Source organism: Micromonospora sp. NPDC057141 (genome assembly GCF_042670805.1).
Classification (GTDB): Bacteria; Actinomycetota; Actinomycetes; order Mycobacteriales; family Micromonosporaceae; genus Micromonospora.
In genome coordinates this window covers 1-25824 of the sequence record NZ_JBHUVA010000087.1, presented here as the reverse complement: position 1 = coordinate 25824, position 25824 = coordinate 1, and the positions used below count along the sequence as shown (strand labels likewise).

The 25824-nt window shown below is 74.7% G+C and carries 21 protein-coding genes and 2 pseudogenes; 9 read left to right on the top strand and 14 right to left on the bottom strand.

Annotated features, from left to right (window positions below):
* Positions 1-346 precede the first annotated feature (346 nt).
* The 3 genes from ACFT41_RS28175 to ACFT41_RS28165 form a co-directional block, all read right to left on the bottom strand.
* Complete coding sequence (locus tag ACFT41_RS28175) at positions 347-712, bottom strand: WhiB family transcriptional regulator (protein WP_377590467.1); 366 nt, start codon at positions 710-712, stop codon at positions 347-349.
* A 130-nt stretch (positions 713-842) separates the two neighbouring features.
* The gene (locus tag ACFT41_RS28170; protein ID WP_377590466.1) at positions 843-1097 is read right to left on the bottom strand and encodes a hypothetical protein; all 255 of its coding nucleotides are present in this window, start codon (positions 1095-1097) and stop codon (positions 843-845) included.
* Between the two features lie 126 nt (positions 1098-1223).
* Positions 1224-3386, bottom strand: coding sequence for an ATP-dependent DNA helicase UvrD2 (locus tag ACFT41_RS28165; protein WP_377614034.1), 2163 nt, complete (start codon positions 3384-3386; stop codon positions 1224-1226).
* Positions 3387-3473: 87 nt separating this feature from the next.
* On the opposite strand from ACFT41_RS28165, the gene ACFT41_RS28160 reads away from it, so the two are divergent.
* Entirely contained in the window at positions 3474-3716 is a 243-nt protein-coding gene (locus tag ACFT41_RS28160; protein ID WP_377589787.1) for a mycoredoxin, read from the top strand.
* A gap of 57 nt (positions 3717-3773) precedes the next feature.
* Here the strand turns inward: ACFT41_RS28160 and ACFT41_RS28155 are convergent, their stop codons facing one another.
* Positions 3774-5054 (bottom strand): MFS transporter, encoded by a 1281-nt coding sequence (locus ACFT41_RS28155; protein ID WP_377589786.1) that lies wholly within the window; start codon positions 5052-5054, stop codon positions 3774-3776.
* A 195-nt stretch (positions 5055-5249) separates the two neighbouring features.
* Here ACFT41_RS28155 and ACFT41_RS28150 point away from each other — a divergent pair, with 195 nt between their 5' ends.
* The 3 genes from ACFT41_RS28150 (at position 5250) to ACFT41_RS28140 (ending at position 6897) form a co-directional block, all read left to right on the top strand.
* Positions 5250-6227 carry a helix-turn-helix domain-containing protein gene (locus tag ACFT41_RS28150; RefSeq protein ID WP_377589785.1) on the top strand — a complete coding sequence of 326 codons (978 nt, stop codon included), beginning with the start codon at positions 5250-5252 and terminating at the stop codon, positions 6225-6227.
* Positions 6228-6336: 109 nt separating this feature from the next.
* The gene (locus ACFT41_RS28145) at positions 6337-6576 is read left to right on the top strand and encodes a DUF397 domain-containing protein (RefSeq protein ID WP_377589784.1); all 240 of its coding nucleotides are present in this window, start codon (positions 6337-6339) and stop codon (positions 6574-6576) included.
* A 129-nt stretch (positions 6577-6705) separates the two neighbouring features.
* Entirely contained in the window at positions 6706-6897 is a 192-nt protein-coding gene (locus ACFT41_RS28140) for a hypothetical protein (RefSeq protein WP_377589782.1), read from the top strand.
* A gap of 386 nt (positions 6898-7283) precedes the next feature.
* Here ACFT41_RS28140 and nudC read toward each other — a convergent pair whose 3' ends face one another.
* Genes nudC through ACFT41_RS28125 form a run of 3 tightly spaced genes read right to left on the bottom strand, consistent with a single transcriptional unit; the run spans position 7284 to position 10902 of the window.
* The gene (gene nudC / locus ACFT41_RS28135) at positions 7284-8252 is read right to left on the bottom strand and encodes an NAD(+) diphosphatase (protein WP_377589781.1); all 969 of its coding nucleotides are present in this window, start codon (positions 8250-8252) and stop codon (positions 7284-7286) included.
* A 5-nt stretch (positions 8253-8257) separates the two neighbouring features.
* On the bottom strand, positions 8258-9595 hold the full coding sequence (locus ACFT41_RS28130) for a M16 family metallopeptidase (protein WP_377589780.1): 1338 nt from the start codon (positions 9593-9595) through the stop codon (positions 8258-8260).
* Positions 9592-10902, bottom strand: coding sequence for a M16 family metallopeptidase (locus ACFT41_RS28125; protein ID WP_377589779.1), 1311 nt, complete (start codon positions 10900-10902; stop codon positions 9592-9594). The genes ACFT41_RS28130 and ACFT41_RS28125 overlap by 4 nt, the downstream gene beginning before the upstream one ends.
* Positions 10903-11209: 307 nt before the next feature.
* Here ACFT41_RS28125 and ACFT41_RS28120 point away from each other — a divergent pair, with 307 nt between their 5' ends.
* The 4 genes and pseudogenes from ACFT41_RS28120 to ACFT41_RS28105 all read left to right on the top strand — a co-directional run.
* On the top strand, positions 11210-12274 hold the full coding sequence (locus tag ACFT41_RS28120; RefSeq protein WP_377589778.1) for an ABC transporter substrate-binding protein: 1065 nt from the start codon (positions 11210-11212) through the stop codon (positions 12272-12274).
* A complete protein-coding gene (locus ACFT41_RS28115) occupies positions 12271-13050 on the top strand; it encodes an ABC transporter ATP-binding protein (RefSeq protein WP_377589777.1) in 780 nt (259 codons plus the stop codon). Before ACFT41_RS28120 ends, ACFT41_RS28115 begins: the two co-directional genes overlap by 4 nt.
* Positions 13040-13921, top strand: coding sequence for an ABC transporter permease (locus ACFT41_RS28110; RefSeq protein ID WP_377589776.1), 882 nt, complete (start codon positions 13040-13042; stop codon positions 13919-13921). The genes ACFT41_RS28115 and ACFT41_RS28110 overlap by 11 nt, the downstream gene beginning before the upstream one ends.
* 1 nt (position 13922) lies before the next feature.
* Positions 13923-14078: pseudogene (locus tag ACFT41_RS28105) on the top strand (Rrf2 family transcriptional regulator); the annotation flags it as partial.
* Between the two features lie 37 nt (positions 14079-14115).
* Here ACFT41_RS28105 and ACFT41_RS28100 read toward each other — a convergent pair.
* The 7 genes and pseudogenes from ACFT41_RS28100 to ACFT41_RS28070 form a co-directional block, all read right to left on the bottom strand.
* On the bottom strand, positions 14116-14337 hold the full coding sequence (locus tag ACFT41_RS28100) for a hypothetical protein (RefSeq protein ID WP_377589726.1): 222 nt from the start codon (positions 14335-14337) through the stop codon (positions 14116-14118).
* Between the two features lie 171 nt (positions 14338-14508).
* A complete protein-coding gene (locus ACFT41_RS28095; RefSeq protein ID WP_377589727.1) occupies positions 14509-15921 on the bottom strand; it encodes a DEAD/DEAH box helicase in 1413 nt (470 codons plus the stop codon).
* Positions 15922-16127: 206 nt separating this feature from the next.
* Positions 16128-16331: a cold-shock protein gene (locus ACFT41_RS28090; protein WP_007072850.1), complete on the bottom strand. Its 204-nt coding sequence runs from the start codon at positions 16329-16331 to the stop codon at positions 16128-16130.
* Between the two features lie 259 nt (positions 16332-16590).
* Positions 16591-19998: pseudogene (locus ACFT41_RS28085) on the bottom strand (UvrD-helicase domain-containing protein); the annotation flags it as partial.
* Between the two features lie 104 nt (positions 19999-20102).
* On the bottom strand, positions 20103-23750 hold the full coding sequence (locus ACFT41_RS28080) for an ATP-dependent helicase (RefSeq protein WP_377589728.1): 3648 nt from the start codon (positions 23748-23750) through the stop codon (positions 20103-20105).
* 281 nt (positions 23751-24031) lie between these two features.
* Positions 24032-24577 carry a TIGR00730 family Rossman fold protein gene (locus ACFT41_RS28075; RefSeq protein ID WP_377589729.1) on the bottom strand — a complete coding sequence of 182 codons (546 nt, stop codon included), beginning with the start codon at positions 24575-24577 and terminating at the stop codon, positions 24032-24034.
* Positions 24578-24581: 4 nt separating this feature from the next.
* A complete protein-coding gene (locus ACFT41_RS28070; protein WP_377589730.1) occupies positions 24582-25451 on the bottom strand; it encodes a TIGR00730 family Rossman fold protein in 870 nt (289 codons plus the stop codon).
* Positions 25452-25613: 162 nt separating this feature from the next.
* On the opposite strand from ACFT41_RS28070, the gene ACFT41_RS28065 reads away from it, so the two are divergent.
* Positions 25614-25781 (top strand): hypothetical protein, encoded by a 168-nt coding sequence (locus ACFT41_RS28065; RefSeq protein WP_176734749.1) that lies wholly within the window; start codon positions 25614-25616, stop codon positions 25779-25781.
* The last annotated feature ends 43 nt before the right edge of the window (positions 25782-25824 follow it).

Sequence of the window (25824 nt, the reverse complement as noted above, 5' to 3'; positions counted from 1 at the left end):
GGGGCTCCGCCGGGGGGGGCGCCCCGGGGCCCCGGCGGGGGGGGGGGGGGGCGGGGGCCCCCCCCCGCCCCGCGGGTGTGGTGATCGGTTAGCTGACGCCCAGGTCGCGTGCCGACTGGTTGCGGCTTCTCATCGCGACGGTACGGGCGGTGCGGGTGATGCGGGTTGCCTCAGTGCTCGTGGTGGTGCGACCGGCCTGAGGCCGGGGCATTCGGGCCCGGGACAACGCTTCGTGGAGTAGTTGCATCTCGACGGCTCCGTGGGGCATGTGCAGCAGCATGGGTCTCAGCTCTCTTTGGATCTGTCCGGGCCGGTGGACACCGGCGGGGGTGGTGCGGATCGGGTGTCAGGCAGCCAACCGGACGGCGTGCCGCGACGCGGACAGCCCACTGGCCGCCAGGCGCGCCTCGGCCTCGACCTTCAGTGCGGCGTCCCGCGCGACGTCCTCCTTGCGCGGGCGGCCCCGGGGCCGCTTGCGCGGGACGACCGCGCCACGCTCGAAGATCTCGCCGCCCCAGACGCCCCAGGGCTCGGCCCGCTCGACCGCGCCGGCGAGGCACTCGACGCGCAGCGGGCAGTCCCCGCAGAGCGACTTGGCCAGCTCAAGCTCGGCGGGCGAGTCGGAGAACCACAGGTCGGGGTCGAACTTCCGGCAGGGCAGGTTCGCCTCCAGCTCGACGCTCAGGTCGACGGGGGCCAACGCCAGACTCATCTCCCGGTCACCTCTCTCTCACTTCGATCTCGTGGATCGGATTCCGACGTACTTCGGCGGGCAAAAAACTGAGGCCGCGGATCCCGGTAGCGGGTTCCGCGGCCTCGAGGTGAGCCGGTTGGTCTGATGATCAGACCGGTCTACCTCGAGGTGGAACGCCGCGGACATCAGTGCGCTGCTTGGCGCCGTCGATGCCCATGCCCGTGAAGCCACTGGTGCCCTCGGCTCCGGTGAGCGGCGCGACGGTCAGGTTCAGCTCGGCCTGAACCCGGGCCTGGTGCGCCCACGGAGCCAACGGTCGAGCGGCGCGGGCCACCCGGACAGCCGACAGCGGAGCGACGGCAGCGGGCAGCGCCAGCGGACGCTCGTTGATGTAGATCTCCATTGGTGCCACCTCCCTGACGTTCCCTCGATGCCGACTGGGTCTCCACCCCCGTGAGCAGCCGGAATGGCGCTGCTCGCGAGGTGTGTCCTGAGGCTATTCCTCGCCCCGGGGCGAGGGCAAACGAATTTACGGGTCGATTTTCAAAGTTTTCTCAGGGCAGACTTCGTCGACCGCCGCGCCGCCCACGAGGGCCAGCACCGGCTCGCCGTACAGGCCGATCTTGCGGGGGCCGATGCCGGCGATCGCGACCAGTTCCTCGGGCCGGCCGGGCCGCCGCTCGGCCAGCGCGGTGATGGTGGCGTCGGTGAAGACCACGTACGCGGGGACCTTCTGCGCGGCGGCCACCCGGGCCCGCCAGTCGCGCAGCCGCTCGTACAGCTCCTCGTCGATGTCGGAGGGGCAACTCGGGCAGCGGCCGAGCTTGCGGTCGGGGCCGGCGAGCAGCGTCGCGCCGCAGATCCGGCAGGAGACCACCTGGTTACGGCGGCGCTCGGCCCGTCGGGGCGCCGCCGCACCGGCCCGCTCGGTCCCGCCGCCGGAGCGGTCGAGCTGAGGCAGGAACCGCGACGGCCGCCGGGCCCGGCCGCCCGGCGAGCGGGCCACCGCGTACGACAGCCAGAGCCACTCCCGGGCCCGGGTGATGCCGACGTAGAGCAGCCGGCGCTCCTCCTCGACCTGCTCGGCGGTGCGCGCGTAGCTGGTGGGCAGGGTGCCCTCGGAGAGCCCGACCAGGAAGACGGCGTCCCACTCCAGGCCCTTCGCGGAGTGCAGGGACGCCAGGGTCACGCCCTCGACGGTCGGCACGTGCTGCGCGGCGGCGCGCCGGGCCAGCTCGTCGTTGAAGCCGGCCAGCGTCACGAGGCGCTGCACGGCGGCGGCCTCGCCGATCGGCAGCACCGGCGGGCTGGCCGCGTGCTCCTCGGCGAGCTGCACCAGGGCCGCGAGCGCCTCCCAGCGCTCCCGGGCCGCGCCGCCGGCCGGGGCGGCGTCGGGGGCCCAGCCGACCGCCGCGAGCCCCTCCACCACGGCGTCGCGCAACGGGGTCTCGCCGGGGATCGAGCGGGTGGCGGCCCGTAGCGCCACCATCGCCTGGCGCACCTCGGCCCGCTCGAAGAACCGCTCGGCCCCCTGCACCACGTACGGCACCTCGGCCTCGGTGAGCGCCTTCTCGTACGCCTCGGACTGGGCGTTGGTGCGGAACAGCACGGCGATCTCCCGGGCCGGGGTGCCGGCGCCGACCAGGGCCCGGCAGCGGGTCGCCACGGCGGCGGCCTCGGCCGGCTCGTCGGTGAAGATCCGCAGCTCCGGCTCGGGGCCCGGCGGGCGCTGCCCGCGCAGCTCCAGCCGCAGCCGCGCCTCGGTGCCCCGGGCCTGGGAGATCACCGCGTTGGCCAGCCCGACCACCTGCGGGGTGGAGCGGTAGTCACGGACCAGCCGGACCACGGTCGCGCCGCGGTGGCGGCGAGGAAAGTCGACCAGGTACGCCGAGGTGGCCCCGGTGAACGAGTAGATGGTCTGGCTGGCGTCGCCGACCACGGTGAGGTCGTCCCGGCCGCCGAGCCACGCCTCCAGCAGCCGCTGCTGCAACGGGTTGACGTCCTGGTACTCGTCGACCACGAAGTGCCGGTACTGGCCCCGGACCTGCTCGGCGACGTCCGGGTGCTCCTCGATGCCCCAGACCGCGGCGCGCAGCATGTCCTCGAAGTCGATCACGCCGTTGGCCCGCTTGAGCTTCTCGTAGGCGACGAAGACCTCGGCCACCTTCGCCGGCTCGTGCGGGGTGTCGCGCAGCGCCTTGGCCGCGGCGACCACGTACTCCCCCGGCTCCACGAGGGACGACTTGGCCCACTCGATCTCGCCGGCCAGGTCCCGGGCGGCCGCCCGGTCGGCGCGCAGGCCGACCCGGGCGGCGGCGAGCGTGACGATCCGCGCCTTGCTGTCCAGCAGCTCCGGCATCGCCCGCCCGGCGAGCAGGCGGGGCGCGAAGTAGCGCACCTGGCGCAGCGCGGCGGCGTGGAACGTGCGCGCCTGCACGCCGGCGACCCCGAGCGCGGTGAGCCGGGCCCGCAGCTCGGCGGCGGCGCGGGCGGTGAAGGTCACCGCGAGCACGTGCCGGCCGGAGACCTCGCCGGTCAGGGCCCGGTGGGCGATGCGGGAGGTGACCGCCCGGGTCTTGCCGGTGCCGGCGCCGGCCAGGACGCAGACCGGGCCGGCCGGGGCGGTCACCGCGGCGCGCTGCTCCGGGTCCAGCCCGGCGAGCACCCGTTCCGAGCCTGAATGAACCCCCACAGCGAGGAATCATCTCAGCTCCGCCCGATGTTGCAGCGGTTAGCCTGGCCTGACCGGACGGGCGGACCGACCTTGGAGGACGCGATCATGTTGACGATGTACTCGACCCCGTGGTGCGGCTACTGCCACCGGCTCAGGTCGCAGCTCGACCGGGAGGGCATCGCCTACCAGGTGGTCGACATCGAACAGGACCCGAAGGCCGCCGAGTTCGTGATGAGCGTCAACGGCGGCAACCAGACCGTCCCGACGCTGCGATTCGCCGACGGTAGCGCGCTCACCAACCCATCGATCACCCAGGTCAAGAAGCACCTCGCCGCGCTGCCGCGCTGACCGGACACCGCGTGCGCCGCGCGGGTGGCCGTCCGGGCCGGGCGGCCACCTCGCGCGTCAGCGGGTGGGGTGTGCCACGCGCGACTCGGACTCGGACTCGGGCTCGGGCGTCGCCGCGGGCCGGCGTTGCAGCGGGATGCGGGGCACGCTGGGCGCGGGCGGCGCGGAGAGCCGGCGGCCCCGCCAGAGGAAGACGCCGGCCCCGGTGGTGACCACGCCGACCAGCACGAACAGCACCCGGTAGTCGAACACGCCGACGAGCAGCGCGCCGGCCCCGATGGAGACCGCCTGGGGGCCGCTGACCAGCGCCTCCGACGCCGCCACCACCCGGCCCAGCAGGCCCGGCGGGGTGCGCCGCTGGATGAGCGTGTTCAGGCCCACCGTGATCAGCGGGAGCGAGAGCCCGGCCAGCAGCAGCGCCGCGAACCCGAGCCAGACGCTCGGGTAGGCCAGGGCGAGGGCGGCCGGGCCGAAGAGGGTCACCCCGGTGGCCAGCGCCCCGACCTCACCGGCGCGGCGCACCAGGGCGGCGGAGAAGAGGCCGCCGACCAGACCGCCGAGGCCCTGCACGGTGACCAGCACGCCGACGAACGCGGCGTCGCGGCGCAGGCCCTGGTCGACGTACGCGAAGATCAGCGACTCGGTGAAGCCCATCACCAGCGAACCGAGGCCGTAGCCGAGCAGAGCGCGGCGCAGCGCCGGCTCGCCGGCCAGGTGCCGCAGCCCGGCGCCCAGCTCGGCCGTCCAGCGCGACCCGCCGCCGCCCGGCGCGGCCTCGGGCGCGCGCAGCAGGGCGACCACGGCGGCGGCCGTGACGAACCCGGTCATCGCCAGCCCGGTCAGCAGCCAGCCACCGACGGCGGCGTAGAGCGCGGCCCCGGCGAGTGGGCCGACCAGCCGCAGTCCCTGCCGCACGGTCTGCAGCACGCCGTTGGCGTCGGCGAGCAGCTCGACCGGGACGAGTTGCCGGATCAGCCCGGCCAGCGCCGCGCTCAGCGTCAGGTACGACAGCCCGTAGAGGCCCGCCACCACGTAGATGACCCAGACGTCGCCGGCCCGGGAGACCGTGAAGAGCGGGGTGAGCAGGGCGGCGGTGGCGAGGTTCGCGGCGACGAAGAAGGGCCGCCGAGGGTACCGGTCGACCGCCCAGCCCACCAGCGGCGCGAGCACCATCGGCGCGATGATCGCGAAGATGGTCGCGCCGGCCAGTCCGTCGGAGCCGGTCAGGTCCTTGACCCAGATCGCGAGGGCGAGCAGCAGGATCGACTCGGCGGCCATGCTGGCCAGGAGTGCGCCGAACAGCAGGCGGAAGTCGGGGCGACCCAGGACGGTGCGCATCGGGTTCCTCTTCTCGGGGCGGGGAGGGGTTTCTGTTCCCGGGGCGGGAGGGTTTCTGTTTTCGGGGCGGGTTTCTGGAAGACACGCGCCTGTCGGAGCTTCCGGCACCGGCCGCGCCGTCCATACTGACCGTGGGGGGCGAATTTCATACAGTTACCGTCGCGTCTCGCGGCGGTCGACGGAGATGAGGACACCGTGCCTCCTACCGGACCGAGCCCAGTGCTACGCCGCCGCAGGTTGGGCCTTGAGCTGCGCAAGCTGCGCGAGGCCGCCGGCCTGACCGGCGACCAGGTCATCGCGCGCATCGGCTGGGCATCCGCATCGAAACTGTCCCGCCTGGAGAACGGCCGCAGCCGTCCCGACCCCGACGACGTCGCCGTCCTGCTCGACCTCTACGGGGTGGGCGACGCGCGGCGCGACGATCTGCTCGGCATCACCGGCGAAGCCGGCGACATGCGGGGCTGGCTGCGTAAGTACCCGGTGATGACCCCGCAGCAGCGGAGCTTCGCCGAACTGGAGGCGGGCTGCACGGAGATCCTGGAGTACAACCCGGTCCTGGTCCCGGGGCTGTTGCAGACCATCGGGTACGCCCGGCTGCGGATCGTCTCGGCCCGCCGGGTCGAGTCCTGGGCCGGCGAGTCGGAACACGGCGAGACGCCGGAGAACGAGGTGGCCGCCCGGGTGGCCCGGCAGTCGCTGCTGAGCCACGCCGACGCGCCGCATTACACGGCGGTGCTGGAGGAGGCGGCGCTGGGCCGGCGGGCCGGCCCGCCGGAGGTGCTGCGCGAGCAGCTCACCCAGCTCTGCAACTTGGCCATGCTGCCACACGTCACCCTGCACGTGCTGCTGCGGGACACCCCGGTCGGCAACTGGTACCTCCCGCCGACGGCGTTCTCGATCTACCGGTTCGCCGACCCGCTCGACCCGGAGACGGTGGCGATAGAAGGTGGCTTCACCAACGCCATGTCAACCGAGGTAAACACCCTAAATGCCTATAAAGTGGCTTTCGAGTGGTTGCGCTCGGCGGCGCTCTCCGCGACGGACACCGCCTCCTGGCTCTTCGAGTCGGCGGGGCGGCTGACCGAGGCGGCAGGCCCGTCCACGGCGGCCCACGGGTCGGCAACGGCGCCGGCCCAGCGCCGCCGGCACTCCGGCCGCCTGACGGATCGGTGACCCACCGGCGGCGGCTCCGGGGTGACCTCCGGGGGCGACTCCGGGGACGGCTCCGCCCGGGCGTGCGACGCCACTCGTTCCATCGGAGCAGTCCAATCAGGAGCAGACCATGAACGAGATCCCCGACATGCCCTCCGTTCTCGCCCGGCGGCTGGCCGACGCCCCGTGGCGGACCAGCACCCGCAGCCAGACCTCCAACTGCGTGGAGGTGGCCCCGCTGCGCGTCGGCCCGGCGTCCGTGGCGCTGCGGGACAGCAAGGACCGCGGCGGCCCGGTGTTGCTCTTCGACCGGGCCGGCTGGGCGGGCTTCATCGCCGGCACGAAGAGCGGGCAGTTCGACCTGAGCTGACCGTCCCGGCCACCTAGGGGCCGCCGGCCTGCGCCGGCGGCCCCGATCCGTCGGCAGGCCCGCGACCACGCGCGGCGCGGCGCGGCGCCATCCGACGGATAGGGCGCACCGGCCGCCTCGTACCACCTGATGGGACACAGGCTGGGCGTAACATGTGTCGACAGAGTGACGTGGAACTCCCACCGAGTACCGTCCGTGGCGCACGCCCAGGACCGGGAGACCGCCCTGCTGCCGGCCCGGGCTCTGTCCACGGTGGGCGCGGTCCGCTGCGGCAAGCAGCGCGTCAAGGTGCTGCCGCTCGACGACGCCGCGCCCCGCTGAACCGACCCCCGCACTGCTCACTCTCCGCAACAACGGCAGATTCACTCCTACACCCCGGTCAAAACCTCACCCTCCGTCATTCCCTTCGGACCCCGCCCCACATCCTGCGCCGCCTTTGCTCTGCACCCACCCACGCAGCATCTGAACTGAGCAGGCCATCTGCACGATGGCGGTCGGCAGCGACCAGAAGGGATCCGTTACTTTCCGCAACCGTTGCGGATTCGGGTGCAGAGCAAAGGGGTGGGACCGCAGGGTTGCCGCCGGGGCTCTTCGGCCGCGTTTCGGAAACTCAGCGTGACGACGGGCTGCCCCTGCGGGCCCACCGTCGGACGCCCGCCAGGTCGGCAGCCATCGCCGTCAGCAGGCGTCGCCGTCAGCAGTGGCCGTCAGCAGTGGCCGTCGAGCCAGCGGTGGATCAGAAAGAGCGCGATCGACGACGGCGGGGGCAGGAGCAGCTGCTCGCCGCCGTCGACAGTCACCGGCCGCCCGACCAGCGCCGCGCCGATCTCCCGGCGGGTGAACCAGCGGGCGTACGCGATCTCGGTCGCGTCCACGCGCACCGGCTGCGCCGGGTCGGCCACGGCGAGGAAGCCGAGCATCAGCGAGCCGGGGAACGGCCAGGACTGGCTGCCCGCGTACGCGATGTTCTCGACCGCGACGTCGACCTCCTCGCGGACCTCGCGCGCCACGGCCGACTCGGCCGACTCGCCGGGCTCGACGAACCCGGCGAGGCAGGAGTAGCGGCGGTGGCCCGGGGTGTGCGGCCAGGCCGCGTTGCTGCCGAGCAGGCAGCGGCCCTCCGGCCCGGTCACCCCGTCGTGCACCAACACGATCATCGCCGGGTCGGTACGCGGCCAGACCCGGTCGCCGGTCTCGTCGACCCGGGACCAGCCGGCCTCGTCGACGCGGGTCGGCTGGCCGGTGATCGAGGAGTAGCCGTGCCGGGCGTGCCAGTTGGTCAGCGCCAGCGCGGCGGTGAAGAGGCCGGCGTCCCCGTCCAGCAGCAGGTGCCCGACCTCCCGCAGGCTCACCGCCCGGGTGCCCGGCAGCTCCGGCAGCGGGGAGTCCACCGCGAACACGGGCACGCCGTCGGGCTCGACGCCGAGGAACATCGGCACCGAGCGGGGCACCTCGGGCAGCTCGCCGGTGCCGAGCAGCACCAGCTCCGGCGGGGACGCGTCGGCGCGGACCAGGGCCCGGCCGCCAGCGGCGGAGTCGAGCACCAGGACCCGCGCCCGCTCCCACGCCTCGGCCAGCCACTCCGGGTCGGTGCGCCGGTGCGCGGCGCGGTCCAGGGTGGACCGGGCCAGCGGCGGGGCGGCCTCCCCGCCCCCGCTCCGGACCGGCCCACCCATGGCGGTCACGGCCGGGCCGGCTCGGTGCGGACCAGGGCGAGGGCCGACAGCGCGGGGGCGATCCGCTCGGCGTCGCCGAGCACCACGGTGACCGCCCTGGCCGGGGCGAGGTAGCGCTGGGCCACCTCGGCCACGTCGTCGACGGTGGCCTTCGCCAGCCGGGCGGCGTGCTCGGCCAGGAACTCCAGGCGCAGCCCGCTGCCGGCGTACGCGCTGGTCAGCGACGCCAGCCCGGCCTGGGTGGACATGCCGAGCTGGAGGGTGCCGAGGGCGTACTGGCGGGCCTGTTCCAGCTCGTCCGGCTTCGCCGGCAGCGTGGCCAGCCGGCCCAGCTCGTACGTCGTCTCCAGCAGCGCCGGCCCGGTCACCTCGGTGGCCACCTCGGCGGCGGCGACCAGCACCGACCCAGCCACCGAGTGCTCGACCAGCGAGTGCGGCCCGTACGTGTAGCCCTTGTCCTCCCGGATGTTCTCCACCCAGCGGGAGGAGAAGTAGCCGCCGAAGAGCAGGTTGGCCAGTTGCAGCGCGGCGTGGTCGGGGTGGGTGCGGGGCACCGCCGGCAGGGCGATCCGCAGCGACGACTGCACCGAGCCGGGCCGGTCGACCAGCAGCAGCGGGCCGGGCTCCAGCGGCGGGGCGGGCGGCAGCTCGGCGGTGTGGCCACCGCCGTTCCAGGCGGACAGCGCCTTCTCGGCGGCGTCCAGGGCCCGCTCGGGCTGCACGTCGCCGACCAGCACCAGCACCGCGTCGGCCGGGTGCACCCGCTCGGCGTGCAGCCGGCGCAGCGCTGCCGGCCGGACCGCGTGCACCTGCTCCGGCTCGGGCGTCTGCACCGCGTACGGGTGCTTGCCGTAGACCCGCCGCAGCAGGGCGGTGCGGGCCAGGTGGGCCGGCTGGCTCTGCGCCACCTGGATGCGGTCGACCAGGCGGTCCCGCTCGGTGCCGACCTCCTGGCCCGGGTACGTCGCGCCGGTCAGCACGTCGGCCAGGATCTCCAGCATCCGGTCCAGCCCGGTGACCAGGCCCGCGCCGGAGAGCATCAGCCGGTCCGGGTCGATGCCGGCGGAGAGCCCGCCACCGACCGCCTGGAGCTCGGCGGCGATCTGCACGCTGGTCATCGACCGCGTGCCGGAGAGCATGGTCTGCGCGAGCATCGCCCCCCGGGCCAGGTGGGTCCGGCCGGTCGGCATCCACAGCCGCAGCTCCACCAGGGGCACGGCCGGGCGGCGTACCGCGATGACGGTGAGCCCGTTGCCGAGCCTCCGCTCGGCCTGCTTCGGCAGCTTGAGCCTGCGGTTCGGCCCGAGCGGCGGCAACGGCCGCGGCTGCGTTGCGACACTCATCGGGCGCCTCCCGCGATGACCTCGATGGACGCGCGGCGCTCCGGCCGCAGGGTGGCGGCGGCGGCCCGGACCTGCTCGTCGGTGACCTCGCCGACCAGCCGGGGCAGCTCGTTGAGCAGGCCCGGCTCGCCGCGCTGCTGCTCCAGCACCGCCATCCGCAGCGCCCGGCCGAGCACCGCGTCGGTGTCGCGCAGCAGGTGGGTGGCCATCCGGGCCTGGGTGCGGGCCAGCTCGCCGCCGGTCGGGCCGTCGGTGGCCAGCCGGTCCAGCTCCTCGTCGACGGTGCACAACACCTTGTCGACGTCCCCGCCGGGCGGCAGGTGCGCCTGGAGCAGCAGGGCGGTGGGGTCGCGCACGTCGAACGGGTCGCCCATGAACCCGACGTACCCGCCGAGGCTGGTGACCGCGCGGTCCCGCTGGACCAGCCGCTCGACCAGCCGGGACGCGTCGCCGTCGGTGAGCACCTCGGCGAGCACCACGTAGGGCAGGTAGCCGGCGAAGTCGGTGATCGGATCGGGCACCCGCCAGGCCGAGGCCACCGCCGGCAGCGGGGCCAACGCGTCGGTGTACGACGAGCGCCGCTCGGCGGTCAGGTCCGGCTCGGCGAAGTCGGGGCGGTCGGGGGCGGGCCGGGCCGGCACGTCGCCGAAGTGCCGCTCGACCAGCGCGGTGGCCTCGGCCACGTCGACGTCCCCGCTGATCGCGAGGACGGCGTTGCCGCTGGCGTAGTAGCGGCGGAAGAAGTCGGCCGCGTCGTCGACGGTGGCCGACTCCAGGTCGTCGAAGGAGCCGTAGCCGTCATGCGCGTTGGGGAAGGTGTCGAACATGACCGGCGGCAGGGTCAGCCAGGGGAACCCGCCGTACGGGCGGTTGAGCACGTTGACCCGGATCTCCTCCTTGACCACGTCGACCTGGTTGCGCAGGTTCTCCTCGGTCAGCCGGGGGCCGCGCATCCGGTCGGCCTCCAGGAACAGCGCCCGCTCCAGGGCGTTGCTCGGCAGCGTCTCGTAGTAGTCCGTGTAGTCGTGGTGGGTGGACCCGTTGAAGGTGCCGCCCGCGCCCTGCACGTGCCGGAAGTGGGCCAGCTTCTCCAGGTTCTCCGAGCCCTGGAACATCAGGTGTTCGAAGAGGTGGGCGAAGCCCGTGCGCCCCTCGGGCTCGGAGCGGATGCCGACGTCGTAGACCACCGCCACCCCGATCACCGGTGCGCTGCGGTCGGGGGTGAGCACCACCCGCAGGCCGTTGTCGAGGGTGAACCGCTCGACCGGATACTTCGTCGCTGGAATTCTGGATCTCCGCGCCGCCACGGGTCGACCCTAGCGCGTCGCCGCCCGGGACAGCGGCGACCTCCCGCAGGTCGGTGCAGCGCCGGGCACCGGGGCCGGGAACGCCCTTCGGGTCAGCCCTCGGATGCGACGGCGGCGGCCCGGGGCGCCCGATTCTCTTCGGCTGCCGGAGTCCGCGCCAGAGGCGCCGCCAAACCCAGCAAAAAGGTAGGAGAACCGGGAATAATCCCGAGCGCGAATCCCGCGATGCGGACGGGCCTTGACGCTGCTTGAAGCCTGCCTCAGTCTTCCTACCTATCAAGTAGGAATGCTGCGGATTGGACAGACGATGAGACGGCTCCCCTTCCGTCGGACGGTCACCCTGGCCACCCTCGCCGTGGTGGGCGCGGCGACCCTGGGTACCACCGCCGCGTGCGGCGAGGACGACGGCGCGGCCGCGGGCGGCTCCGGACCGGTCACGCTCCGGCTGGGCTACTTCCCCAACATCACCCACGCCCCGGCGGTCGTCGGGGTGGAGAAGGGCATCTTCGCCGAGAAGCTCGGCGGCGGCGTCAAGCTGGAGACGAAGACCTTCAACGCCGGCCCGGCCGCCATCGAGGCCATCTTCTCCGGCGCGCTCGACGCGACGTACATCGGCCCCAACCCGACGGTCAACGCGTTCTCCAAGTCCAAGGGCGAGGCGGTCCGGGTCGTCTCCGGTGCGGCGTCCGGCGGCGTGGCCCTGGTGGTCAAGCCGGAGATCACCTCCGTCGAGCAGCTCAAGGGCAAGAAGATCGCCACCCCGCAGCTCGGCAACACCCAGGACGTGGCGCTGCGCTACTGGCTCAAGGAGAAGGGCCTGACCGCCACCAAGGAGGGCGGCGGCGACGTCAAGGTCGTCCCCCAGGAGAACGCCCAGACCGTGGAGACGTTCAACAGCGGGGCGATCGACGGCGCGTGGGTGCCCGAGCCGTTCGTCTCCCGGCTGGTCAACGCCGGCGGCAAGGTGCTCGTCGACGAGCGCGACCTGTGGCCGGACAAGAAGTTCGTCATCACCAACCTGATCGTCTCCACCAAGTTCCTCAAGGCCCACCCCGACGTGGTGAAGAAGCTGGTCGAGGGGCAGGCCGCGGCGAACGAGTTCGTCAACACCAGGCCCGACGAGTCGCAGCAGGCCATCTCCGACCACATCGGCAAGATCACCGGCAAGCCGCTGGACGTGAAGCTCATCAAGCAGGCGTGGCCGACGCTGGAGTTCACCAACGACCCCATCGCCTCGTCGCTGAAGACCGGCCTGGACCACGCGGTCGCCGTCGGCCTGACCCAGCCGGCCAGCCTCGACGGGCTCTACGACCTGAAGTACCTCAACGAGGTGCTCAAGACCCAGGGCAAGCCCGAGGTCGTCCAACCATGACGTCGACCACGACGACGCCCCGCAGCGCGACCGGCTCGGTCGCGCTGCACGGCGTCACCAAGGTGTACGGGCAGGGCGAGCACGCCGTCCTCGCCCTGGACGGGGTCTCCCTCGACGTCGCGCCCGGCGAGTTCGTCTGCCTCGTCGGCGCCTCCGGCTGCGGCAAGAGCACTCTGCTCAACCTGGTCGCCGGCCTGGACAAGGTCAGCGGCGGGCGGATCGAGCTGGGCGACGGGGTCGACCCCGGCCTGATGTTCCAGGAGTCCGCCCTCTTCCCGTGGCTCACCGTCGAGGGCAACGTCGACGTGCCGCTGAAGCTGCGCCGGCTGCCCCGGGCGCAGCGCCGGGAACGGGTCGCCGAGCTGCTGCGCACGGTGCACCTGGCCGAGTTCGGCCGCAAGCGCCCGCACCAGCTCTCCGGCGGCATGCGGCAGCGGGTCGCGCTCGCCCGCACCCTCGCCCTGGACACCCCGATCCTGCTGATGGACGAGCCGTTCGGCGCGCTCGACGCGATGACCCGCGACATCCTGCACGACGAGCTGGAGCGGATCTGGACCGAGCGCAAGCTCACCGTGCTCTTCGTGACCCACAACGTGCGGGAGGCGGCACGGCTCGCCGACCGGATCATCCTGCTCTCCAGCCGGCCCGGCCGGATCATCTACTCCACCCGGGTCGGCGTGCCCCGGCCCCGACGCATCGACTCCCCGGAGATCGCGTCCATCGCCGCCGACGTCACCGACCGGCTCCGTACGGAGGTGGGCCGCCATGGCCAGTGACACGCTCGCCGAGGCGCGCGCCGACGCGGAGCTCTCCGGGCTCGACGCGCTGGAGATCGCCGGCCGGCAGAAGACGACCACCCGGGCCGCCACCTTCTGGGCGTCCACCTGGCCGAAGCTGGCCGCGCTCGCCATCGCCATCGGGGCCTGGCAGGTCGTGGTGTGGGCGGAGATCTGGCCGCCGTACTCGCTGCCCGGGCCCGGCCCGGTCTGGCAGGAGCTGGTCCGCCAGGCCAGCGGGCCGCAGCTCTGGGACGGGCTGGTCACCACCCTGCGCCGGGCCGCCCTCGGGTACGTCTTCTCCGTCGCCGTCGGCCTGCTGCTCGGCCTCGCCGTGGCCCGGTTCCGGGTGCTGCGGGCGGCCATCGGCTCGATGATCACCGCGTTGCAGACCATGCCGTCGATCGCCTGGTTCCCGCTGGCGATCCTGCTGTTCGAGCTGAGCGAGAAGGCCATCTTCTTCGTAGTGGTCCTCGGCGCGGCCCCGTCCATCGCCAACGGGGTGATCAGCGGGGTGGACTACGTGCCGCCGCTGCTGCAACGGGCCGGGCGCAACCTCGGCGCCCGGGGGCTCAACCTCTACCGGTACGTCATCGCCCCGGCCGCCCTGCCCGCCATCGTCGCCGGGCTCAAGCAGGGCTGGGCGTTCTCCTGGCGCAGCCTGATGGCCGGCGAGCTGATCGTGGTGGGCATCTCGCAGACGTCGCTCGGCGCCCAGCTGACGTACGCCCGGGAACTGGCCGACGCGCCCTGGCTGCTCTCCACGATGATCGTCATCCTGGTCGTCGGCCTCGGGGTCGACGCCGCGTTCGGGGCGGCGGACCGGGCGATCCGCCGCCGCTGGGGCGTGCTGGACCAGGCCGGGCAGTGACGTGTACGTCTCCGCGCGCAGCGACTACGCGCTCCGGGCCATGCTGGCCGTCGCCGCCACGGCCTGCGGCCCGGGCCCCGCACCCGCGTCCGGCGGCGAACTGGTCAAGGCGGCGGCCCTGGCCGAGATTCAGGCCATCCCGCTGAGCTTCCTCCAGGCCTGACCGGCCCGTCCGCCGGCTGAGCGGTGCGGGCTCAGCCGGCGGACGGGTCGGTCACTCCGATGACGGCGCCGGTGAGTTTCGCGTCCGCCCCGTTCGGGTTGTGCAGCCCCACCACCCCGGCCGGCGGCCGGGCGCTACGGGTGGGATGCCACGGCGAGAAGGCCGCCGCCGTGGCGAGCAGCAGCCCCGCCCCCGCGACCGCCAGCACCACCAGCAGCTCCCGTGCCGCCCCCGACTCGACGTCGCCCGTCATGGTTCCTCCCCCCAGCAAGGCCGGTCCCCACCGGCCCGTGTTCCCCCACGGCTAGCATCTTGCACCGTGCGCGCGGGCGACAGTCGCCGATCGGACCCCACGCCTGCCTGATTCCCGACTCAGCCAAGCAGTTCGGGATCGCGCGCCTGACGGGCCGACCGGGCGGTCGGGTCAGGCGGAACGGGGGCGACGCGGGCGACGCGACCGGCCCGACGCGCGGTGCCCGGTGCGCCGACCCTCGCCGCCCGCCGCGTCCCGGGCGGCCGGGGTGTCCCCTGGCGCACCGGCGGAACGCGGCGCGCCGGCGGGCGCGGAGGTGCCGTGGGCGGCGCGGGCGGACCGGGAACCCCGGCCCGATGCCGCCGGGACGGAACGCTGGGGCTGCGGGGCGACGACGGTCACCGGCACGCCGGACGGCTCCCGGGCACCCGTGACCCGGGCCAGCACCGCGTCGTCGCCCGGGCGGACCTGGGTGGCCTGCGGCCGGATGCCGGCGGTGGCCATCAGCCGGGACACCTCCCGGCGCTGCTCGGGCAGGACCAGGGTGACCACGGTCCCCGACTCGCCGGCCCGCGCGGTACGCCCGCCGCGGTGCAGGTAGTCCTTCGCCTCGGTCGGCGGGTCGACGTTGACCACCATGTCGAGGCCGTCGACGTGGATGCCCCGGGCCGCCACGTCGGTGGCGACCAGCGCGGTCACCTGGCCGGTGCGGAACTGCTCCAGGATCCGGGTGCGCTGCGGCTGGGACTTGCCGCCGTGCAGGGCTGCGGCCCGCACGCCCTTGGACAGCAGCTGGCGGGCCAGCCGGTCGGCGCGGTGCTTGGTGCCCATGAACAGGATGGTGCGACCCTCGCGGGCGGCGATCCGGGTCAGCGTGGCCGGCTTGTCCTCCGCCTCGACGTGCAGCACGTGGTGGGTCATCGCGGTGACCGTGGCGGTGCCGGGGTCGACGGAGTGCGAGACCGGGTCGGTGAGGAACCGGCGGACCAGCTTGTCCACGCCGCCGTCCAGGGTGGCGGAGAAGAGCATCCGCTGGCCGTCGCCGGCCACCTGCTCCAGCAGCTTGGTGACCTGCGGCAGGAAGCCCATGTCGGCCATCTGGTCGGCCTCGTCCAGCACCGTCACGGCCACCTGGTCGAGCCGGGCGTCACCACGGTTGATCAGGTCGTGCAGCCGGCCGGGGGTGGCCACGACCACCTCGGCGCCGGCACGCAGCGCGTCGGCCTGCCGCCCCAGCGACAGGCCGCCGACCACGGTGGCGACGCGCAGCCCGAGCGCCCGGGCGTACGGGGAGAGCGCGGTGGTCACCTGCTGGGCCAGCTCGCGGGTCGGCACCAGCACCAGCGCCAGCGGACGCCCGGGGCGGGCGCGGCGGCCGGCGGTGCGGTGCAGCAGCGGCAGCCCGAAGGCGAGGGTCTTGCCCGAGCCGGTACGGCCCCGGCCCAGCACGTCCCGGCCGGCCAGCGAGTCCGGCAGCGTCGCCGCCTGGATCGGGAACGGCTCGGTGATGCCCTGCGTGGTCAGCTCGGCGAGCAGCGCCGGCGCCAGGCCCGTGGCGGAGAAAGAGGGCAGAACGGTGGTCATGCGAAAGCCTTCCTCGACGCGGCACGTGTCGAGGGAGGGCGCCGGGGCGGCGCTGTCGACCGGCGGACGGGTCCACCGGGACTCACAAGCACGAACCGATTGGGGTCGTGGCCGGCCCACCGCGCGAGGGGCGGACCGGCCACGTCGTCACGCCCGGAGGGCGCGACGGATGTTACGGGTGGAACAGGTGGAACGGGTGCCGGAGATCAGAGCGGGCGGATGTTCTCCGCCTGCGGGCCCTTCTGGCCCTGGGTGATCTCGAACTCGACCCGCTGGTTCTCGTCCAGGCTCCGGTAGCCGGAGGACTGGATCGCCGAGAAGTGGGCGAAGACGTCAGCGCCGCCGCCGTCCGGGGTGATGAAGCCGAAGCCCTTGTCAGCGTTGAACCACTTGACGGTGCCAATTGCCATGTGTTTCGTCTCCTTGACGGAACGTCGGACCCGCACCTGTTGCGGGCCCGAAGAGGAGCGCTCCGCGCGGGATGCGCGAATCGCCTGTCGCTTCTGGTCGCCCCGCCCGGAGAACTCCGGACACAACAAAGAGCGCCTGGGGCCACAATCCGCCAGGCGCACACAGAGTCTCTGGGAACCATAACTGCAACGAGATCAGCCTATCATGGATCTCGCCGCCCGTCGCCGGTCACCGGGAACTTTCCGGCCGCGCACCGCCCGCCGGGGCCACCGGCACGCCCGTGACCAGCGCGGTGAGCCCGTCGGCGTCCAGCAGGTCCGCCGGGCGGACCGTCGCACCGTCCCGCACGTAGTGGAAGGCCGCGCCGACCCGGTCGACCGGCACGCCGGCCAGCTCGGCCCAGGCCAACCGGTAGACGGCGAGCTGCACCGCCGCCGCCTCGGCCGCCGCCCCGGCGGGCTGCCGCCCCGTCTTCCAGTCGACCACGTCGAACCGCCCACCCGGCCGGGTGAAGACCGCGTCCATCCGGCCCCGCACCACCACCCCGGCGATCACCGTGGCGAACGGCACCTCCACCTCCACCGGCACCCGCTGCGCCCACTCGCCGGCCAGGAAGCGCGCCTGGAGCTCCGCGAGGACCTCGTCCGGCGCGGCGTCGGCGTCGGCTGCGCCGGGCAGCTCGTCCACGTCGAGCAGCCGGTCCGCGCCGAAGCGCCGCTCCAGCCAGGTGTGGAACGCGGTGCCCCGCCGGGCGTACGGGTTCGGCGCGCTGGGCATCGGCCGACGCAGGGCGCGGGCCAGCTCCCCCGGGTCGCGGCGCAGCGCCACCAGCTGGGTGACGGAGAGCTGCCCCGGCAGGGCCACCTCGACCGCCCCCGCACCGGCGGCCAGCTCGGCCCGCTCGGCGAGGAGCAGGTCGGCCTCCCGCCGCCACCGCGCCACCTCCGGGTCATCGACGACGCCCGGCACCTCCTCCCCATCCGGGACAGCAGGTTCTCCACCGGGGGCGGTGGGCTCCCCATCCGGGACGGCGGGTTCTCCACCTGGGCCGGCGAGGAAGCGACGCACCAGCGCGGCGGCCTGGGCCAGCGCCGGGCGACGCCCGCCCAGCGGATCGGCCGGCCACTCGGCGCGCAGCACCACCTCCGTGGTCGGGTTCACCGCGTCACCGGCCGGCTCCGGGGCCCACCGGTCCACCAGGAGCCCGTCGCCGGAGCACGCGTCGTACACCTCCCGCAGGAACGCCGACGGGCCGCGCGGACGCTTCGTCCCCTCGCCCCACCAGTAGCCGGAGCAGAGCAGCAGCCGCCGGGGGCGGGTCACCGCCACGTACGCCAGCCGGCGCTCCTCCCGCTCGTCGTGCGCCCGCCACGCGTCGGTGAAGTCGGCCAGCGCCCGCGCCACCGCGCGCTGGTCGGCGGCGTCGGCCAGGCCCAGCTCGGGCAGCCCGTCGGCGTCCCCGCGCAGCGGGAACGGCAGCACCCCCAGCCCGCCCAGCCAGTGGTCGGAGTTGCGCACCGGCCCCGGCCACACCCCCCGGCTCAGGCCGGCGACCGCCACCACGTCCCACTCCAGGCCCTTCGCGGCGTGCGCGGTGAGGATCTGCACCGCGCCGTCGACCACCTCCACCTCGCCCGGGGCGAGGCCGCGCTCCTCGTCCTCGGCGGCGGCCAGGTAGGCCAGGAACCCCGACAGGGTGGCCGCCGGGGACTCCCCGCTGAACCGGGCCGCCACGTCGCCGAGGGCGTCCAGGTGGCCCCGGGCCAGGCCGGCGTCGCCGGTGCCGTCCCGGCCCGCCCGCACCGCCACCTCCACGTCCAGGCCGACGGTCCGCTCGACGTCCGCGATCAGCTCCGGCAACGTCTGGTCCAGGCGGTAGCGCAGCAGGGCCAGCTCCTCGCCGTACGCGCGCAGCCGGGCATAGCCCTGCACCGAGTACGCCTGGGCGGGCCCGAGGTCGGCCAGCGCCTCCACGAGGGTGGCCTCGTCGAGCAGGTCCACGGCGATCTCCGGCCCGTCCCCGGCGGCGAGCCGGCGACGCTGGGCGGCGATCGACCGGGCCCGCCGGTGCAGGGCCACCAGGTCGCGCGGCCCGATCCGCCAGCGTGCCCCGGTCAGCAGCCGCAGCAGCGCCGCCCCGTCGGTCGGGTCGGCGAGCACCCGCAGGGTGCACACCACGTCCCGCACCTCGGGAGTGTCCAGCAGCCCGCCCAGCCCCACCACCTCGACGGGCAGCCCCCGGGCGCGCAGCGCCGTGGCCAGCGCGGGGATCTGGCTGCGCAGCCGCACCAGCACGGCGGTGGTGGGCCGCAGCGGCACGGGGACGTGCTCCGGCAGCACGCCCGGCAGCCCGGCCGCCCCCCGCCAGGCCGCGAGGATGCTGTCGGCGATCCAGTCGGCCTCGTCGGCGTACGTCGGCAGGAGCGCGCAGTGCACGGTGCCGGCGGCCAGGCCGCCCGGCGTGCGGTGCGCGATGGGATCGGCGACGCTGAGCGCGGCGCGCAGCTCCGGCACCCGGGCGCCCGCCGCCCGCAGCGGAGTGGCCAGGGTGTTCGCCACGCCCAGGATCTCCGGGCGGTTGCGCCAGCTCGTGGTGAGGCCCAGCACGGCGGCGGGCATGCCGTCGGCGCGGGCGAACTCGGCCGGGAAGCGGTCCAGGGTGCCGGCGCTGGCCCCCCGCCAGCCGTAGATGGACTGGCAGGGGTCGCCGACGGCGGTCACCGGGTGGCCGCCGCCGAACAGCGCGTTGAGCAGCACCACCTGGGCGTGGCTGGTGTCCTGGTATTCGTCGAGCAGCACCACCCGGAACCTGTCCCGCTCGATCGCGCCGACCGCCGGGTGGTCCCGGGCCACCCGGGCCGCCCGGGCGAGCTGGTCGGCGAAGTCCATCGCCTCGAAGTCGTCCTTGCGCCGGCCGTACGCGCGGACCAGCGGCAGCAGCTTCAGCCGGGTCTGCTGGAGGGCGAGCGCCCGGCGCACGTCGGCGTAGACCCGGCCGGGGCGGGACTGCACGTCGGCGAAGAACCGGCCCGTCCAGGCGGCCAGGGCGTCCGGGTCGACCAGGTGCTCGTCCAGCTCGCCGGCCAGGGCCAGCACCGCGTCGGTGATCGTGCTGGGCATCCGGTCCACACCGGTCATGTCGCCGTCGTAGTTGCGCACCAGCAGGTCCACGAGTTGCCAGCGGGACGCCTCGGTGAGCAGCCGGGTGGACGGCTCGTAGCCGGCGCGCAGCCCGTGCTCCGTGACGATCCGCCCCGCGTACGAGTGGTAGGTGGAGACCGTCGGCTCGCCGGCCAGGGGGTCGTCGAGCGGGTCCCGGCCCCGCCGCCCCAGCCGGCGCACCAACTGGTCGAGCCGGGTACGCACCCGGTGCGCCAGCTCACCGGCCGCCTTTCGGGTGAACGTCAGGCCGAGGACCTGCCCCGGCCGGACGTACGCGTTGGCGACCAGCCAGACCACCCGGGCGGCCATCGTCTCGGTCTTGCCCGACCCGGCGCCCGCGACCACCAACAGCGGCTCGACCGGCGCGGCGATGATCGCCGCCTGCTCCCGGGTGGGTGCGGGCAGCCGGAGCAGCTTCGCCAGCTCGACCGGCGTGTAGCGGGGGCCGGAGTCGGCGGCCCGGGGCGCCGGGGTCGCGGCGCTGAACAGGGCGGGCTGGGTCACGGGACTTCCTCAGTTCGCGACTGCGCGGCTCGCAAGCTCACTCCTCGCGCTCACAGGTTCATCCCAGTTCGCGACTGCGGGGCTCGCAAGCTCACTCCTCGCGCTCACTCTGGCTGCTCCCGGCGGGGGGTCGGCGGCTCGACGACCTGACGCCCCTGCCCGGACACCGGGCAGCTCGTGCGCACCGGGCAGACCCGGCACTTCGAGTTGGCGACCGCGGCGAAGGTGGCGGCGGCCATCGTATCGGCGGTGCGCCGCACCAGCGCGGTCGCCCAGCCGGCCGCCGGCCCCTGCCCCGCCGCCGGCTGGCTCTGCTCCCGGGCGTCGCGCGCCCCCGTGCCGAGCTGCACCAGGGCCGCCCCGCCGGACTCGTCGCCGTACTCGGCGAACGCCCCGGCCTCGACCGCCGCCTGGTACGCCCCGAGCTGCGGGTGCTCGCCGATCTCCCGCTCGGTGACCACGGTGGACTTGCCGGTCTTCAGATCGACCACCACCAGCCGGCCGTCGGCGTCGACCTCCAGCCGGTCCACCCGGCCGGTCAGCTCGACCGGCCGCTGCGGGTCGTCCAGCCGCACGGCGAACTCGTGCTCGATGGCCAGCAGCCGGCGCGGGTTGCCGGCCAGCCAGCGCAGCAGCTTGTCCACCATCGCCTCGGCGCGCTCCCGCTCGGGGCCCACCATCCACCGGGCGGCCAGCTCGATCGCGTCGAACCGGGCCGAAACGTACTCCAGCAGCGCGGACCGGTCGGCGCTGGCGTCCTCGGCGAGCATCGCGGCGGCGTGCACCAGGTTGCCCACCCCCTGCGCAGCGCTGGCCGGGCCGCTGCCGCCGTGCCGCTCCAGCAGCCAGCGCAGGCTGCACCGCAGGGCGCTGTCCATGCCCGACGGGGTGACCCGCACCGGCTCCCCCTCGTCGACCAGCGGCCGGTCGTCGGAGAGGCCGCGCAGCCCCCACCAGTCGTCCGGGTGCGCGCCGGGCACCCCGGCGGCGGCGAGGCGGGCCAGCTCGGCCGCCGCCGCGCTGCGCCGGTGGTAGGGCACCGCCGGGTCGGCCACGGCGGTACGCAGCTCCGCGACCAGCGCCGGCAGGGTCAGCGCCCGGGGCGGCCCGGCCACCGGCAGCGCCCCCCGGCCGGGCTCTCCCCCGCCCTCCGCCGGCTCGTCGGCCCCCGCGTCGCCGCGCTCGTCGGGGGCGGCGTCCGGGCCGCCGTCCGGGGCGTCGTCGGGCTCCGGGGCGCCGTCACCCTTCCCCGGCGGTCGGGTCGGGTCCAGCTCGTACAGGAACCGGCTCGGTTGCTCCTCGTGGTCGTCGCCGCCGACCGCAGCCGAGGCGACCGCGCTGACCAGCAGCCGGTGGCGGGCCCGGGTCACCGCCACGTGGAACAGCCGGCGCTCCTCGTCGAGCAGGGCGGAGGTCTGCCCGATGAGGACCGCCCGCCCGCCGTCACCCTGGCCCCGCCCGCCGCCGCCGGAGTCGCGCCCACCGTCGCCACCGTCGCGCCGACCGTCCCTGGCGTCGCGCCCACCGTCGCCGGCATCGCGCCCACCGTCGCCGCCGTCGCGGCCGGCGAGCACGTCCACCAGCCGCTCGGAGCCGAGCAGGCTGCCACGCAGCCGCAGGTCCGGCCAGACGCCCTCCTGTACCCCGGCGACGGCGACCAGGTCCCACTCCAGCCCCTTGGCCGCGTGCGCGGTGAGCAGCCGGACGGCCTCGCCCCGGTCCGCCGTCGGCGCCAGGGTGTCGGCCGGCAGGTCCTGGCCGAGCACGTGGTCGAGGAAGACCTCGGTGCGCGCGCCGGGCAGCCGGTCGGCGAACCGGGCCGCCGCGTCGAAGAGCACCAGCACGGCGTCGAGATCCCGGTCGGCGGCCTCGGCCCGCCACCGCCGCGCGGTCTCGTGCTCCCCGGTCGCCGCCCGGCCGAGGGTGATCGCGCCGGCCCAGCGCTCGGCCAGCCCGCTGGCGTCCCACACCGCCCAGAGCACGTCCTCGGCGGTGGCCCCCGGCCGCTGGGCCGCCTCCCGGGCGATGGCGAGCAGGCCGGCCACCGCCTGCGCCGGCTCCGCCCAGCGCCGGTCGATCCCGGACAGCTCCTCCGGGTCACGCAACGCGTCCACGATCAGCTCGCCAGACGGGCGGCGGTCACCGACCGCCCGCGCGATCGCCCGCAGCCCCTGGCGCAGCCGCCGCTCGGCCAGCGGGTCGGCCCCGCCCAGCGGCGAGTGCAGCAGCGCCACCGCCGCCTCCTCGTCCAGCCGGGCCGGCTCCAGGGCGCAGCGCAGCAGGAGCAGCAGCGGGGCGACCGCCGGCTGGAGGTGCAGCGGCAGGTCCTCGCCGTGCACCACCGTCGGCACCCCGGCCGTGTGCAGGGCCCGGCGCAGCGACGGCAACTGCCGGGCCGTCGAGCGCACCAGCACCGCCATCCGCGACCACGGCACCCCGTCGAGCAGGTGCGCGGCGCGCAGCGCCTGGGCCAGCCAGGCGGCCTCGCCGGTGGCCGAGCGGAAGGTGCGCACCTCCACCGTGCCGGGTGGGGCGTCGGGCAGCGGCCGCAGCCGCCGGTGGGCCGCCGGGCCACGCAGCCGGCCGGCGAGCCGCCGGGTCGCGGCGATCAGCCCCGGCCCGGCCCGGTACGAGGTGGTCAGCACGACCTGCCCGGCCGGTGCCCCGGAGGCGGTGCGGAAGCGGTGCGGGAAGGCGGCCACCCCGGCCGGGTCGGTGCCCCGGAACGCGTACGTGGCCGAGTCGGGGTCGGCGAACGCGACCAGGGACTTGCCGCCGCCGGCCAGCACGGCGAGCAGGTCGAGCTGGGCGGGATCGGTGTCGGCCAACTCGTCGACGTAGACGTGGGCCAGGCGGCGGCGCTCGGCCGCCAGCAGCTCCGGGTCGTCGAGCAGCAGGCCGGTTGCGGCCCGGACCAGCTCCGCCGGGTCGTACGCGATCGAGCCGCGGGTGCTGACGTCGCGCAGCGCGAGGACGGCCACGTATTCCCGGAGGAAACGCGCGGCGGCCGGCCAGTCGGCGCGGCCCAGCCGCTCGCCCAGCCGGGCCAGCTCCACCGGGCCCACCCCGCGCTCCGCCGCCCGCATCAGCAGGTCGCGGAGCTGGGCCGCGAACGCCCGGGTACGCAGGGCGGGCCGCAGGTCCTCCGGCCAGCCGACCGGGTCGTCGTCGGGCTCCTCGCCGACCACGTCCAGCAGCTCCCGGATGATCAGATCCTGCTCCGGGCCGGTGAGCAGGCGCGGCGACGGCTCGCCCCGCTCGGCGGCGGCCCGGCGCAGCAGGCCGTACGCGTACGCCGGAAAGGTGCGCACCAACGGCTCGCGCAGCACCCGGCGCCCGTCGCCGGCCACCCGGGCCTCGATCCGGCGGCGCAGGTCGGTGGCCTGCCGCCGGCCGAAGGTGAGCACCAGCACCCGCTCCGGGTCGACCCCCTCGGTCACCCGGGCGGCGACCGCCTCCACCAGGACGCTGCTCTTGCCGGTGCCCGGCCCGCCCACGACCAGCATCGGCCCGACGGTGTGCGCCACGACCTCGGCCTGCACCGGGTCGGCCCGCCATCCGTCACCCCACGTGGGCCCTGATGCGGCTCCCCGTGCGCCACCGCCCCGCGCGCCGTCACCGCTCGGCCCGCCGGCCCGATGCTCCCGCTCGGCCGCCCCTTCGGGCCGGCCGTCCCCCCACGCCGTCCCGCCGGTCCGGCGGTCCCCCCGGGCCGCCTCGACAGGCCGGCGCACCAGCCGGTACGCCTGCATCCCCCCATCCCACCACGCCCCACCGACACCCACTCCACCCCGCCCCACCTAGACGAGTAGTTCCGAAGTCGGGAGTCGATGTCCTGGGCGGGAAGTGAAGTGCACCGAGTACACGGATCGGAGTTCGGAACTACTCGCCTCTCCCACCCCTCACCTCGCCCCACCCCGCCCCACCCCGCCTCGGTGATCAAGAGGTTTACGTCAATCTGGTGATCAACTTTGACGCAAACTTCTTGATCACCGAGGCGGGGGTGGGGGTGGGGGTGGGTGGGGTGGGTGGGTCAGGGGAGGTGGGATTCCAGGGTGGTCAGGGCCTCGGGGATCGTGTCGGCCACCAGGAGGAGGTCCTGGCCTGCCGGCTTGAGGAAGTGGCGGTCGGTGAGCGTGGTGAGCCAGTCGAGCAGGGGGCGGTAGAAGCCGTCCGCGTCGAGCAGCACCATCGGCTTGGTGTGCAGGGCGAGGGTCGCGGTCGTCCACACCTCGAACAGCTCGTCCAGGGTGCCCAGCCCACCGGGCAGGGTGAGGAACGCGTCCGACTTCTCGATCATGAGGGTCTTGCGGTCGGCCATGCTGGCGGTGACCAGCAACTCGTCGGAGGCGAGATCGGCGACCTCCAGGTCGACCAGGGACTGCGGGATCACCCCGACGGTACGGCCGCCAGCGGACCGGGCCCCGTCCACCACCGCCCCCATCATCCCGACGCAGCCGCCACCGCTGACCAGGGTGTGCCCGCGCCGGGCGATTTCCCGGCCGGTCTCGGCGGCCAGGTCCAGCCAGCGCTGGTCGAGCGTGCGGGAGGACGCGCAGAACACGCAGATCGCGGCCACCGGCTCAGCCCTCCCGGGCCTGCTCGGCGGCGGCCCGCTGGTCGGCCCCGGCGCGCGCGACGGCTTCCTCGCGGACCGCCTCCTGCTCGGCGGAGAGCACGGCCTCCGCGTCGACGATGTGCCGCACGGCGGCGTCGACGTCGTCGGTGAGGCAGATCAGCTCCAGGTCGACCGGGCCGATCTTGCCGTCGGCGGCCATCGTGTCGCGCAGCCAGTCGAGCAGCCCCCGCCAGTACCCGGTGCCCATCAGCACCACCGGGAACCGGGTGACCTTGCCGGTCTGCACCAGCGTCAGCGCCTCGAACAGCTCGTCCATGGTGCCGAACCCGCCGGGCAGCACGACGAACGCCTGGGCGTACTTGACGAACATGGTCTTGCGGGCGAAGAAGTAGCGGAAGTCGATGGCGAGGTCGACCCAGTCGTTGAGGCCCTGCTCGAAGGGCAGCTCGATGCCGAGCCCGACGGAGAGGCCGCCGGCCTCGCTGGCGCCCCGGTTGGCCGCCTCCATCACGCCCGGCCCGCCGCCGGTGATCACCGCATACCCGGCGCGGGCCAGGGCGGAGCCCAGCTCCTCGGCCAGCCGGCACTCGGGGCTGTCGGGCCTGCTGCGGGCGGAGCCGAAGACGCTGACCGCAGGCGGCAGGTCGGCCAGGGTTTCGAAGCCCTCCACGAACTCGGACAGGATGCGCAGCGCCCGCCAGGCGTCCTTCGTCTTCCAGTCGCCGCGGGCCCGGGAGTCCAGCAGCCGCTGATCGGCGGTGCTGGCCGGGATCGCGCCGCGACGCAGCGTGACCGCGCCCCGATGCCGCTCCCGCCCCGGCTCACGGGCCGCACCTCGCCCGCTGCTGTCGCTCCTGGCAGCCCTGTCGCTCATGGGAGCAACCGTAGTGGAGGGGCGGTCGCGGGGTGCGACGCCCGCACCAGGGGCGGGCCGGAGAAATTTTCCGCGACCAGGGCAACTAATTCGGTCGCACGTACGTCTTACCATTCATATACCGGGTATGCCCCGGCACGCGCCTTCGGGGGAGGAGCCAGCGTGATCAGCAACAGCGAGATGATCCGGATCCGTCGGCAGATGCAGCGGCGGATCCGGGACGTGGTGGCCGAACGCCGCCGCGCCCGGCAGATGGAAGCCCCCGTCGCCGACCTCACCGGCGACCCGACCGACACCCGCCCCGAGTCGTCCCTGACCCCGACCGCCTGACCGTCGCCGGCCCGGGTCGCTGCGAGGCCTGTCTCTTATACAC